This is a genomic window from Streptomyces sp. NPDC047042, from assembly GCF_040644035.1.
Taxonomy (GTDB): Bacteria; Actinomycetota; Actinomycetes; order Streptomycetales; family Streptomycetaceae; genus Streptomyces.
Genome location: NZ_JBEYVP010000015.1, coordinates 36997 through 49830 on the forward strand (window position 1 = coordinate 36997; position 12834 = coordinate 49830).

Consider the following 12834-nt stretch of genomic DNA (forward strand, 5'->3'; position numbering starts at 1 on the left):
CAAGTGAGTTACGAGGGACTGACTCTGAACTGTGTGAACGTGGCCGCGCCGGCGTGTCCCCCGCCGACGGGCGCGAGCGCGAACAGGCCGAGCAGGGCGCCGACCCAGCGCCAGGGGGTGGCCGCGAACACCGGCCCGGACGGCTCCCACCCGTCCCCGACGTCACGGAAGAACCGGCAGCGCGCCCCCGCCCCGATCACGATCCGCAGCCGGGCCCGCCCCTCGGGAGCCGCCGTCGGACGTTCCGCGTCCCGCTCCTTCTTGGCCACGGACTCGGCGAACCGGTGGACCAGGCGGACCGTCCCGTCGTCCGCCCGCTCCAGCCCGATCCACCCGAAGGAGTCGCCGAGCACGGCGAGCCCGGCCCTGGCCCCCGGTTCCTCGCTGTCGAGGCGCAGCTCCACCTCGGCCACGCATTCGACGCCAGGCAGCCGCTGGGTCAGTACGTTCGGGAGTTTGCGCAGGTCATGGGCGTCGGCACTGCGTACGCAGCTCAGCCGCAGCCCGTCCCCCGAGTGCTGGGTGGCCCAGCCGTCCTGCGGGTTGGCCGTCCACTGCCACTGACGGCCGTACCGTCCGCCGGGGAAGTCGTCGTCGGTGGCGGGCGCGGCGGGCGGCTGCGCGGGCAGCTCGGGCTTGCGGTGTACGGCGACGGGGGTGCCCGCGTCGCCGAGCACGGGCCAGCCGTCCGCGCTGTCCGCGCCGTCCGCGCCGTCCGCGCCGTCCGCACTCCAGCTCATCGGCTGGAGGTGCACGACACGCCCGTACGGGCCGCGCTGCTGGAAGTGGAGGAACCAGTCCTCGCCGGCCTGCGTGCGCACCCAGCCGCCCTGGTGGGGCCCGTTGACGTCGGTGTCCCCCTGCTCCAGGACGATCCGCTCCTCGTACGGCCCGAAGAAGTCGCGGGAGCGGAAGGCGCCCTGCCAGCCGGTCTCCACTCCCCCGGCGGGTGCCAGGATCCAGAACCAGCCGTCGTGCTTGTACAGCTTCGGGCCCTCAAGGGTGAACCAGCCGGGGATGCGGTCGCCGTCGACGATCACCTTGCCCTCGTCGAGGAGGCTGCTGCCGTCGGGGTGCATCCGGTGGCCGGTGAGCCTGTTCTTCACGCCCGACCGGGACTTCGCCCAGGCGTGCACGAGATACGCCTCGCCGGTCTCCTCGTCCCACAGCGGGCACGCGTCGATGAGTCCCTTGCCCTCCTTGACCAGGTGCGGGCTGGTCCAAGGGCCGCGTATCGCGGGGGCGTTGACCTGGAAGATGCCGTGGTCGGGGTCGCCCCAGAAGATCCAGAAGCGGTCGTCGTGATGCCTCAACGAGGGTGCCCAGACACCGCAGTCGTGGCGCGGAACCGTGAACTCGGCCGCCGGTCGCAGGCGTTCGAGGGCATGGCCGACGAGGGTCCAGTTGACCAGGTCGCGGGAGTGGAGCAGGGGCAGTCCCGGCGCCCGGCCGAAGCTGGAGGCCGTGAGGTAGAAGTCGTCGCCGACACGGACCACGTCCGGGTCGGACCAGTCGGCGTTCAGGACCGGGTTGCGGTAGGTCCCGTCACCGAGATCGGCGCCGGTGATCACGGGCTCACCGCCTTCCGTACGAGGGCCGCGGCCTCGTCCCGGTCGAGGCGCCCGTCGGCGACGACGGTGACGATCCGGCGTACTGCGGTCTCGCCCGGTTCGATCGGCAGCCGTTCGTCGAAGGCGAGCGACGAGCCGACCCCCGGATACTCCTCGGCGCGGACGAACCACGGGTCGCGGCGCGTCTGTTCGGTGGCACCGGCGAAGACGAGCGTCCAGGTGGTGCCGGCCAGGGCGAGCCAGTCGGCGCGGGTGCCGTGGACCGCCGACTCGCCCTCGGTGGCGGCCGTGAACACGTCGGGGGCGGCGGCCTCCTTGCGTGCCCGCCAGAAGAAGCCGCCGTATGCCGCGCCCGGGCGGCCGTTGGTGGCGGGGCTGCCGATGGAGAGGGGCGCGTCGGTGATGTTGGTGAGGGAGAACGTGAAGTCCAACGCCCAGGCCGTGCCGGTGAGTTCGGTGGCGGCGACCGTCCGGCGCTCGCGCAGCAGTTCACCGCCGCCGACCATCCAGCGCAGCTCCTCGACGAAGCCGTCCGGGTCACGGAGCTGGTAGGCGGTGTGCCGCTGGGCTCCGTGGTTGTCCAGCTCGGTCGGACCCTGGTCCCGTACGTAGGTGCGCCCGCCCCAGAAGTTGTGCCCCCCGACGTCGGGTATGGCGACACCGACGCCGAGGTGGTGGGTGTGGTCGGCGGGGCTGAGTTCGGTGACAGCCGTGCCGGCCAGGGTGGTGACGGGGTGCAGATACGGGCGGGGCGCGTGGCGGAGCGGCAGCTCCGGCCGGCCGGTGTAGCGGCCGACCGGGCGGCCCGCGACCCGCAGGACCAGTGACTCGTTGGGCATCTGGTTCATCAGGTGCTCACCTCTTTCGGGAGCGCCCAGGGGGCGCCCAGCTCGGAGTAGAGGGAGAGGGTGTCGGCGGCCGCGGCCACCAGGCCGTCGATACCGGGGACCACTCGGCGACGGTCCTCGCCGGGCGCGAATTCCCAGGCGTCGGCCGGGAGTTCGGCCGGGTCGGGGGCCTGCCTGATCGCCTCGACGACCCGCATGAAGGCGCCCGTCTCGTCGGGCACGACGAGCAGTTCGGCGCCCTCGGTGAGGTGGTCGACGAGGTTCTCCAGCAGGTCGGTGCGGTCGTACTCGTACTCCTCCGGGCCGTGTCCGGAGCGCTGGAGGAGGACGCGGTCCTGCTTGTACCAGAAGGTGATCCGGCCGCTGGTGCCGTGCACGAGGACGTACGGGTCGTCCGGGTGCTGGGCGCACAGGGTGGCGGCGACGGTGACCGGGACGCCGTTCGTGGTGCTCACGCGGACGCAGGAGGTGTCGTCGGACTCGATGTCGTTGGCGCGCAGCAGCTCGGTCTCGATGCCGGTGACGTCCTCGGCGCGGGTGCTGCCGCCGAGGGCGAGGCCGGTGGCGACGGCGTGCGCGAGCGGGTTGGTGAGGGCGCCGTCGATGACGTCCACACCGTTCAGCCTGCGCTTGCCCGCCCAGGGCGCACGCCGGTAGTACGCCTCGTCGCGCGCCCACGCGCCGGCCCCGCCGATGCCCGTCACGGTCCCGATGGCGCCCTCGGCGATCAGTTCCCGGATCGCGGGCAGGGCGTGCGAGCCGAGCGACTGGAACCCGATCTGGCAGGCGACCCCGGCCGCCGCGACCCCGTCGGCCATCCGGCGGAACTCGGCGTAGGAGGGCGCCGGGGGCTTCTCCAGCAGCAGGTGCACGCCCTTGGCGGCGGCGATGAGCGCGAGGTCGGTGTGGGTGGGGATCGGCGTGCAGATCACGGCGACGGCCGCCCCGGTGGAGTCGAGGAGAGCACCGAAGTCCGCGGACTGCTCGGGCGTACCGAGCCCGTCCAGCTCCTCGTCGCTCAGCGGGGTCAGCTCGCAGACGCCCGCCAGCCGTACGAGGCCCTTGTCCTGGAGCCTGCGGATGTTGGCGAGGTGCCAGTGGCCGTGGCCGCGCGCTCCCGCGAGGACCACCGGTACCGGGGTGACCGCCTTGGTGGCCGTCGGTGTCGTGCTCATGTGTGCCTCCCTGCGCCCGCGCCGCGTGCCACCTCTCGGTCGGCCGTGTCGGCGCTGTCGATCTTTGTGTGCAGGGTAGGCGTCCAGCCGACGTCCGCCGTGAGGTCGCGCTCACTGCCCGAGTTGTACGCGTTGTGGATGGTCAGAAGATCTACCGGGAAGCCGTTGAAGAGGGTGCCGGTCTGGTGCAGCGCGGTGCCGTTCCAGCTCTTGACCAGGTCGGCGGCCTCGACGTGCCCCGGGGTGGTGAAGGCGTTGTTCTCCGCGTACACGGCGGACTCCGTGGAGACGCCCACCGAGTAGCGATAGTCGTCGCCGTGGTCGATCAGGTAGCGGTTGTTGTAGAGGTGCACCTGTCCGAAGCGGACGCGCGGGGCGCGCTGGGTCACCGAGCGGAACTCGTTGTGGTGCAGGGTGACGCGGAGCTTCCCCCGGTCGCCGGTGACCGTGTCGCCGTTGCCGATGAGCATCGCCTTGTCGTGGTCGGCGAACCGGCTCCAGGAGACGGTGACCAGGTCGGAGCCGTTGGTGATGTCCAACAGGCCGTCGTGGCGCAGGTAGTTGCGGGCGAAGTAGGTGGGCTCGTCGGCGTCGGCGTGACCCTTGTCGGAGGCGGTGACGTGGTCGACCCAGACATGGGTGGCGCCGTTGAGCCACAGGGTGTCGTACGCCGTCTTCCAGTCGCCCAGGCCACCGGAGTTGGGCTGCCAGACGGGGAAGCAGTCGTAGGCGTCGCGGAGTTCGAGGTTGCGGACGATGACGTTGTCGGCCTGTCGGACCTGGAGGCTCGCGCCCTTGAGGACGGCTCCCGAACCGAGCCCGAGGATCGTCGTGTTGGACCCGACGGGCAGCACGACCCGCTCGGCCTGCTTGGCCGCCGCGGCCTGGCGGGCCTCCTCCTGCGGGCCGCTCGGTCTGGCGGAACCCCAGGTGCGGGGGTCGTAGGCGGCCAGGTACTTCTTCAGCCCGTACCCGGTCCCGGCCGCGTAGTCACCACAGCCCAACTTGCCGCCGTCGTCGGCGGTGTTGGCGTCGATCGTCCCGGCGATCCGGATGATCTTCGGGGTGGCGCTGCCGCCGTCGAGGGCGCGGAGAAGTTCGCCGCGGCTGCGTACGGTGAACACATGCGCGTTGTCGGCCGCCGCGCCGCCGGTGGTGCCACCGTCGGCGGCGGCCCAGCCGTCGTTCGCGGGCAGCGTGTCGCGGCTGAGGTCGCGGGCGTCGGCACCGGCCGGGGTGCTCAGCACGGCACCCAACAGGCCGATGGCGGCGGCGACTTGAAGGACCCGGGCCTTTCTCATCCCTTCACCGCCCCGGCGCTGAAGCCGGTGATCAGCCACTTCTGGATGAAGGCGAAGACGATCACCACGGGTACGGCGGCGATGATGCCGCCGGCCGCGAGCGCGCCCAGGTCGACGCTGTCCGCGCTCATCAGGGTGTTGAGGCCGACCGGGATGGTCTGCTTGCTCTGGTCGCTGAGGAACATCAGGGCGAACAGGAAGTGGTTCCAGGAGTGCACGAACGCGAAGGAGCCGACGGCGATCAACCCGGGCCGCAGCAACGGGAGTACGACGACGCGGAACGCGGTGAAGCGGTTGCAGCCGTCGACCCAGGCGGCCTCCTCCAGGGTGTACGGCACGTTCCTGATGAAGCCGCTGATCAGGATCATCGACAACGGCAGCTGGAACACCGTCTCGGCGATGATGACCGCGCCCAGCGAGTTGATCATCTGGAGCTCGGCGAAGATCTGGAACAGCGGCACCAGCAGCAGCGCGCCTGGCACGAACTGGGAGCAGAGCAGGGCCAGCATGAAGGCGCGCTTGACCTTGAAGTCGAAGCGGGCGAGGGCGTACCCGCCGGCGAGGGCGACGAGCGTCGTCATCAGGAGCGTGGCGACGCCGACGAGGATGCTGTTCTCGAAGTAGGTGCCGAAGCTCCGCTCGGTCCACACCTTCTCGAAGTGGTCGAAGGTCATCGGCCAGGGCACCAGCGAGGTCGAGCCGGCCGGGCGCAGCGCGAAGAGGAGGATCCAGTAGAAGGGGATGAGGGTGAAGACGAGGTAGATCCCGAGGGGGAGGTAGATCTGCCAGCGGGGGGCCTCGTCCCAGGCGCGCCGCTGCTTCTTGTGCGGGCGGGGCGGCTCGGGAATCTCGTCCACGGGCATGGGCACGATCGCGGTGGCTTCCTTGGTGCTCACTTGTTCTCCCCTCCGAACTTGCTCAGCCGCAGGTAGACGATCGAGAAGAACAGCAGGATCACGAACGCGACCGTCGTCAGGGCCGATGCGTAGCCGAAGTTGTGGGCGTCGACGCTGGTGTTGGCGATGTAGAGCGGGAGTGTCGTGGTCTCGCCGGCCGGTCCGCCACCCGTGAGGGTGTAGAGGAGGTCGACGTTGTTGAACTCCCAGACCGCGCGCAGCAGCGTGGACAGGACGATGGCGTCCTTGAGGTGCGGCAGTGTGATGTGCCAGAACTGCTTGATCCGGCTGGCTCCGTCGACCTCGGCGGCCTCGTACAGGTCCTTCGACACGGACTGGAGGTCGGCGAGGATGAGGATCGCGAAGAAGGGCACGCCTCTCCACAGGTCGGCGACGATCGCCGCCGGGAACACGGTGGAGGTGTCCGAGAGCCAGCTGGTGCCGTATGTTCCGATGCCCGCGTCGGCGAGGTAACGGGTGATGCCTGTCTGGGAGTTGTAGAGGAGCACCCAGATCGCGGAGGTGAGTACGCCCGAGACGGCCCAGGGCGAGAAGACGAGCGCGCGGCCGATCGAGCGGCCCACGAAGGTCTGGTTGACGATGAGCGCGAGTGCCAGACCGAAGAGCAGCTGCAGTCCGACCTCGACGACGACCCACTTGGCGCTGAAGACCAGCGTGTCCCAGAACTGGGGGTCGTCGGTGAAGGCGTGGGTGAAGTTCTCGAATCCCGCGAAGCCGTTGCGCCAGGGCTTGGTGGGGTTGAAGTGCTGCAGGCTGTAGTAGAAGACGCTGAGCACCGGGTAGGCGATGAAGCCCAGCATGAGCAGGGCTGCCGGTGCGATCAGCAGGTAGGGCAGCCTTCGCGGCGTCGCGGAGGCACGCCGCCGCCGGGGTGGCGCGGGCGGTTTCGCCACGACTGCGGCTTGGGCCATGACAGGGTCTCCGATCTCGGTACGTCGTGCGTGCGTCGTGCATCGTGCGTGCGTCGTGCAGGAAGCGCTTTCTCGCTGTGCGGAGGTCGGCCCCTTTCGCGGTACGGGGTGCCTCTTGCTGTGGTGCTGCGGGGGGGGCGGGTGGGTGGTGGCTTGTCGCGCCCCGCGGCGGAGCCGCTGATCGATACAGCCCCGCGCCCCTAAGTGGGCTGACTCAACCTGCGTAAGGATCTGGGGACTTGCCCGGCCTGGCCAGGAACTCGAAGTCGCAGCCGGTGTCGGCCTGGGTGATCTGCTCGTTGTAGAGCGCTCCGTAGCCACGCTCGTACCGTTCGGCCGGCGGCGTCCACTCCGCCCGCCTGCGCGCCAACTCGTCGTCGTCCACGTTGAGTTGAAGCGACCGTCCCTCGACATCGAGGGTGATGGTGTCGCCGGTGCGGACCAGCGCGAGCGGCCCGCCGACATGCGACTCCGGCGCCACGTGCAGCACGCACGTGCCGTAACTCGTTCCGCTCATCCGGGCGTCGGAGATCCGCACCATGTCCCGTACGCCCTGCTTGAGCAGGTGGTCGGGGATGGGCAGCATCCCGTACTCGGGCATGCCCGGGCCGCCCTTGGGTCCGGACCCGCGCAGCACCAGGACGGTGTCGGCGGTGATGCCCAACTCCGGGTCGTTGATGGTGCGTTGCATGGTCTTGTAGTCGTCGAAGACGACCGCGCGTCCGGTGTGCTTCAGCAGGTGGGGCTCGGCGGCGATGTGCTTGATGACGGCGCCGTCCGGACAGAGGTTGCCGCGCAGGACCGCGACCCCGCCCTCGTGCGCGACCGGCTTGTCGCGCGGGCGGATGACCTCGTCGTTGTGGACCAGGGCGCCTTCGAGCTGCTCGCGCATGCTGTCGTACGACACCGTGGGACGGTCCAGATGGAGCAGGTCCGTGATCCGGGAGAGGAACCCCGGCAGACCACCGGCGAAGTGGAAGTCCTCCATGAGGTACGTCTGTCCGCCGGGCCGTACGTTGGCGAGTACGGGTACGGTCCGCGCGATGCGGTCGAAGTCGTCCAGGGTGAGCCGGACGCCGGCCCGTCCCGCCATGGCGATCAGATGGATCACCGCGTTGGTGGAGCCGCCGAGGCCGAGGACGGTGGTGACCGCGTCGGTGAAGGCGTCGGCGGTCAGGATGTCGCTCAACTTCCGGTCCTGATGGACCAGTTCGACGATCCTCATCCCCGAAGCGGCGGCCATCCGGTCGTGCCCGGAGTCGACGGCCGGGATGCTGGACGCCCCCGGCACGGTCACTCCGAGCGCCTCGGCGGCGGCGGTGAGCGTGGACGCCGTACCCATGGTCATGCAGTGCCCGGGGGAACGGGCGAGCCCGCTCTCCAGCTCGGTCATCTCGCAGTCGCCGATGAGTCCGGCACGCTTGTCGTCCCAGTACTTCCACATGTCGGTGCCGGAACCGAGCACCTCGTTGCGCCAGTGCCCGGGCAGCATTGGCCCGGCGGGCACGAAGACGGTCGGCAGATCGACGCTGGCCGCCCCCATGAGCAGGGCGGGCGTCGACTTGTCGCAGCCGCCCATCAGGACGGCCCCGTCGACCGGGTACGAGCGCAGCAGCTCCTCCGTCTCCATGGCGAGGAGGTTGCGGTAGAGCATGGGGGTCGGCTTCTGGAAGGTCTCACTGAGCGTCGACACCGGGAATTCCAGGGGGAATCCGCCTGCCTGCCATACGCCCCGCTTCACAGCCTGCGCCCGGTCACGGAGGTGCACATGACAGGGATTGATGTCCGACCAGGTGTTGAGGATCGCGATGACGGGCTTGCCGAGGTGCTCCTCGGGGAGGTAGCCGAGCTGCCGGGTACGGGCGCGGTGGCTGAAGGAGCGCAGCCCCTCGGTCCCGTACCACTGGTGGCTCCTGAGCTCCTCCGGCGCTTTTCGTGCCTGGGCGGGCTTCATATGGACCACCCGGCGGCTATGGCGGCGACCTCGGCGCGCTCGCTCTCGGGCAGGGCGCGACTGGGCGGACGGACGTCTCGACGGCACAGCCCCAGCGAGGCCAGGGCCTCCTTGACGACGGTCACGTTGTTCGCGGAGGCGTTCGAGCCCCGCAGCTCCTCGAAGCGGCGGATCTGCTCCCAGACCTTCATGGCGGCCGGGTAGTCGCCCGATCGAAGCGCTTCGATCATGTTCAGCGAGACGGCCGGGGCGACGTTCACCAGCCCCGAGGTGAAGCCGGTGGCACCGGCCGAGAAGTAGGAGGGCGCGTAGGGCTCGGCGAGCCCCGCCACCCACACGAACCGCTCCAGTCCGGCGTCCCGCGCGAAGGCCGCGAACCGGGAGGCGTCGGGGACCGCGTACTTCACGCCGATGACGTTCGGGCAGACGTCGGCGAGTTCGGCGAGCCGCAGACCGCTCAGCGAGGTGTTGCGTATATAGGGGACGACCCCGAGTTCGGGAACGGCCTCGGCGATGGCCCGGTGGTAGTCGATCCAGCCGCCCTCGGAGACGTACGGGTGGATGGGCTGATGGACCATCACCATCGCGGCCCCGTGCTCCCGGGCGTGCCGGGCGGCGGCGACGGCGGTGGGCACGTCGTGTCCGACACCGACGAGGATCACACCCCGGTCGCCGGCCTCGTCGATGGTCAACTCGGTGACCAGGCGCCGCTCTTCGGGGTCGAGGGCGTAGAACTCGCCCGTGTTGCCGTTGGGCGTGAGGGTGGTGACACCGCCGTCGAGCAGCCGGCGCAGCAGGGCCCGGTGGGCGGGCTGGTCGACGGTGCCGTCCTCGGCGAACGGGGTCACCGGGATGGCCACCACGTCGGCCAGAGCCGCCCGTTGCGTCTCGAACGCCACGCCGCTCATTCCTGACCGTCCTCTCCCTGGACCTCGGACTCCCCTGCGGGGAAAGCCCGTTGCACGAACGACGCGATATGGGCGTGCAGTGCGCGGGCCGCGCCGTCCGAGTCACCGTCGAGCGCGAGCCGCAGGATCTCCCGGTGCTCGTCCGCCTCCCGATCCCAGGAAGGGTTCGCGGCCCAGGCGACGGCGGAGACCAGGGCGGCCTGGTCGCGCACCTCGTCGAGCATCCGGCCGAGCAGCGGGTTGCCGCAGCGGACATAGAGGGAACGGTGGAACTCCCGGTTGGCCAGGGAGCGTTCGGCGGTGTCGGTGGCCTCGTCGGCCCGGGTGAGCGCGTCCCGGGCCGCGTCGAGCGAGGCCCCTCTGCGCACCGAACGCCTGAGGGCCTCCGGCTCCAGGAGCAGCCGTACGTCGTAGACCTCGCGCGCCATGTCCGCGTCCACCATGCGCACCGTGACGCCCTTGTACTGGTTCATCACGACGAGCCCGGTGCCGGCCAGCGTCTTGAGCGCCTCGCGCACGGGGGTCTTCGACACCCCGAACTGTGCGGCGAGCTCGGTCTCGACCAGGGCCTGACCCGGCGTCAACTGCCCGGTGAGGATGCGGTGTTTGATGCCCTCCAGCACGAACTGCGTGCGGGACGGGATCGGCGTGGGCACAGAGGTCATGCGTGCCTCTCGGATGTGGACGGACCGAACCCGGGGAACCAAGAACCCTCGGATCAGATCTCGCGTATCGGATCTCACATATCGCGTCTCATATATGACGTACGAAGTACGACGGGGTTGAAGGTAAAAGGGGGTTCAGTGGTTCGTCAACGCTTGTGACAGAGGAAGTTGAGGAAGTTGAGGCGCTTCGATCAGATGATCTTCGTGGTGCCCTCGTACGCGCTGTCGGTGGGCCCGCCGAAGACGGCGGCGGCGCGGGCGGTGGCCGCGTCGACGGTGAGCGTGGGCCCGACATGGGTGACGAGTAGCGAGCCGGCCCCCTTGGCGTACGCGCCCGCGTCCTCCGGCGTCATATGCACCTGTTCGCCATCGCCATCTTCGTGCCGGTCGATGTCGGCCTCGCACAGGAAAAGGTCGGCGCCCCGGGCGAGTTCGGCGAGCGCCTCGCAGGGTCCGGTGTCGCCGGAGTACGCAAGGGTCTTGCCCTGCGACTCGGCCCGCAGCCCGTACGCCTCGACGCCGTGCGAGACGGCACGCGTGGTGAGGCGCAGGTTCCAGTGGCGGACGGTGTGGCCGTCGTACAGCGGCCTGAAGTCGAGGATTCCGCTGAGGAAGCCGAGGTTGGGCTGCCCGAAGAATCCCGCGATGCGGCGGGCGCACTCGCGGGGCGCGTAGACGGGGATCGGCGCGGGCGGGGTGAGCCCGCCGTACGCGAACCCGTAGACGGCGGCGAGCAGATCGGCGTTGTGATCGGCGTGCAGGTGCGAGATCCAGATCGCGGTGAGCCGTGCGGGATCAGTGTGCCGCTGCAACTCCGCGAAGGTGCCGGGCCCGGCGTCCACCCACACCTCGGCCCCACCGCCACGCACCAGATACCCGGAGCAGGGGCGCCCCGGCGCCGGATGCGGAGAGGCGGTGCCGAGGACGGTGAGGCTCAGGGGCATGCGGGGAGCGTACGGGGCGGGACGGTCGGGCGTCCGGGGTTTGACAGGCCGCGCGGACAGGGCTCCTGCCACCGCGCCCGACGAGGCGGCCGTCGCCCCTGACCACCGGCTCCCGGCCGATGCCGTACGCGAGCCCTGTCGCGCCGCCCCACCCCGCCCGCGCTTCTAAGGCACCTTCCCGATCCCCGCGCCCGCCCCTTAGCCCCACGATGACCAGGCATGACGACACGAAACTCATCCCTGGTACGCGTGCTGCGAAACCGTGCCGCCGGGCTCTGTCTCGCCGGCGTCCTGGTCTCCGGCTTCGGTACGTCGGCGCTGTGGCTGGCTGCCGGGATCTGGGTCAAGGACCTCACCGGCTCGGACGGCCTCGCCGCGCTCTGCCTGTTCGCGATGTGGGCGCCGAGCCTGGCGGGCCCGCTGCTGGGCACACTCGCCGACCGCGCCCACCGCAAACGGCTGCTGATCCGCACGAACCTGACCCTGGCGGCCCTCCTGCCGGCCCTGTTCGCGGTCGACTCCGCAGGCCGCGTGTGGATCGTCTTCGCGGTCCTGCTGGTGTACGGCGCGCTGGGCGTCGTCCAGGACGCGGCCGAGACGGCGCTGGTCGCCACGGCTGTCGACCCGGCGTTGCTGGGCGACTTCAACGGCCTGCGCATGACGGCGAACGAGGGCATGAAACTGGTCGCCCCACTGGCCGGTGCGGGCCTCTACACGGCGTACGGCGGCCCGAGCGTGGCCCTCCTGGACGCCGTCACGTTCGTCCTCGCCGCCCTCCTGTACGCCTGTCTGCGCGTCCGCGAGGGCACCCCGCCGCCCTCGACGCGCGTCCGGGCCGCGGAGGGCGCCGCGTTCCTGTGGCGGCACGACCGGCTGCGCCCACTGGTCCTGGCGGGCGGCACGACGATGCTCCTGTCGGGCCTGAGCGCCGCCACCCTCTACGCCGTCATCGACGGGCTCGGCCACTCTCCCGCGTACGCCGGCCCGCTGTACGTCGTTCAGGGCGTCGGCTCGGTGGCGGTCGGCCTGGCCTCGGGCCCACTGCTGCGCCGGTTCGGGGAGCGCGGTTTCGCGGCGTACGGGACAGCGCTGACCGGCGTCGCGATGACTCTGCGAGCGGTACCGGCCGACCTCGCCGTGCTCGGCTCCGGCGTGGCCATCGGGATGGGCCTGCCCTGCGTCCTGATCGCGGGCCTCACCGCCGTACAGCGGGAAACCCCCGAGGAGCTGCTCGGACGTACCGCCGCCACCGCCAACACCTTGATGTTCGCGCCCACGGCGATCGGTCTGGCCGCGGGCGCGGCGCTGGTCGAACTCGTCGACCACCGGCTGCTTCTGCTGGGGTGCGCCCTCGCTCTGCTGCTGACCGCGGTTGCGCTGTTTCAGCGCCGCGCAAGCGCCTCCCGCACCGAGCCCAGATCCACGTCAGACACCAACCCGGCGTGACAAAGCCCCAGTTCGATGACCCGAGCCGCGCACTCCGCACCCGCCACGAAGGCACTCCGCCGAGATGCACCCTCGCCCTGCCACGGATACCGGTCCCGGTGCACAACGCCGGGCAAGCACGTCGCGCACCCAGCCCAGGTCCACGTCAGACCGCAACCCGGCGTGACAAAGCCCCAGTTGTATGACCCGAGCCC

Annotated in this window: 11 protein-coding genes; 1 reads left to right on the plus strand and 10 read right to left on the minus strand. The window is 70.5% G+C overall.

The window, feature by feature from the left end; translation table 11 throughout:
* Positions 1 to 8: 8 nt before the first annotated feature.
* The 10 genes from ABZ855_RS18845 to ABZ855_RS18890 form a co-directional block, all read right to left on the minus strand.
* On the minus strand, positions 9 to 1571 hold the full coding sequence (locus ABZ855_RS18845) for a glycoside hydrolase 43 family protein (RefSeq protein ID WP_360808140.1): 1563 nt from the start codon (positions 1569 to 1571) through the stop codon (positions 9 to 11).
* Complete coding sequence (locus tag ABZ855_RS18850) at positions 1568 to 2419, minus strand: PmoA family protein (protein ID WP_360808142.1); 852 nt, start codon at positions 2417 to 2419, stop codon at positions 1568 to 1570. Before ABZ855_RS18850 ends, ABZ855_RS18845 begins: the two co-directional genes overlap by 4 nt.
* Complete coding sequence (locus ABZ855_RS18855) at positions 2419 to 3594, minus strand: Gfo/Idh/MocA family oxidoreductase (protein ID WP_360808144.1); 1176 nt, start codon at positions 3592 to 3594, stop codon at positions 2419 to 2421. The genes ABZ855_RS18850 and ABZ855_RS18855 overlap by 1 nt, the downstream gene beginning before the upstream one ends.
* Positions 3591 to 4895 carry a pectate lyase gene (locus tag ABZ855_RS18860; protein ID WP_360808146.1) on the minus strand — a complete coding sequence of 435 codons (1305 nt, stop codon included), beginning with the start codon at positions 4893 to 4895 and terminating at the stop codon, positions 3591 to 3593. The genes ABZ855_RS18855 and ABZ855_RS18860 overlap by 4 nt, the downstream gene beginning before the upstream one ends.
* Positions 4892 to 5758, minus strand: a complete 867-nt coding sequence (locus tag ABZ855_RS18865) for a carbohydrate ABC transporter permease (protein ID WP_360808414.1) — start codon at positions 5756 to 5758, stop codon at positions 4892 to 4894. Before ABZ855_RS18865 ends, ABZ855_RS18860 begins: the two co-directional genes overlap by 4 nt.
* Positions 5759 to 5787: 29 nt before the next feature.
* A complete protein-coding gene (locus tag ABZ855_RS18870) occupies positions 5788 to 6723 on the minus strand; it encodes a sugar ABC transporter permease (protein ID WP_319199719.1) in 936 nt (311 codons plus the stop codon).
* A 214-nt stretch (positions 6724 to 6937) separates the two neighbouring features.
* A complete protein-coding gene (gene araD / locus ABZ855_RS18875) occupies positions 6938 to 8677 on the minus strand; it encodes an L-arabinonate dehydratase (RefSeq protein ID WP_360808148.1) in 1740 nt (579 codons plus the stop codon).
* The gene (locus ABZ855_RS18880) at positions 8674 to 9585 is read right to left on the minus strand and encodes a dihydrodipicolinate synthase family protein (RefSeq protein WP_360808150.1); all 912 of its coding nucleotides are present in this window, start codon (positions 9583 to 9585) and stop codon (positions 8674 to 8676) included. Before ABZ855_RS18880 ends, araD begins: the two co-directional genes overlap by 4 nt.
* Positions 9582 to 10250, minus strand: a complete 669-nt coding sequence (locus ABZ855_RS18885; RefSeq protein WP_319199716.1) for a GntR family transcriptional regulator — start codon at positions 10248 to 10250, stop codon at positions 9582 to 9584. Before ABZ855_RS18885 ends, ABZ855_RS18880 begins: the two co-directional genes overlap by 4 nt.
* Positions 10251 to 10441: 191 nt before the next feature.
* Positions 10442 to 11194: an MBL fold metallo-hydrolase gene (locus ABZ855_RS18890; protein WP_360808152.1), complete on the minus strand. Its 753-nt coding sequence runs from the start codon at positions 11192 to 11194 to the stop codon at positions 10442 to 10444.
* A 219-nt stretch (positions 11195 to 11413) separates the two neighbouring features.
* Between ABZ855_RS18890 and ABZ855_RS18895 the strand changes: the two genes are divergently transcribed.
* Positions 11414 to 12640, plus strand: coding sequence for an MFS transporter (locus ABZ855_RS18895; protein ID WP_360808154.1), 1227 nt, complete (start codon positions 11414 to 11416; stop codon positions 12638 to 12640).
* Positions 12641 to 12834 lie beyond the last annotated feature (194 nt).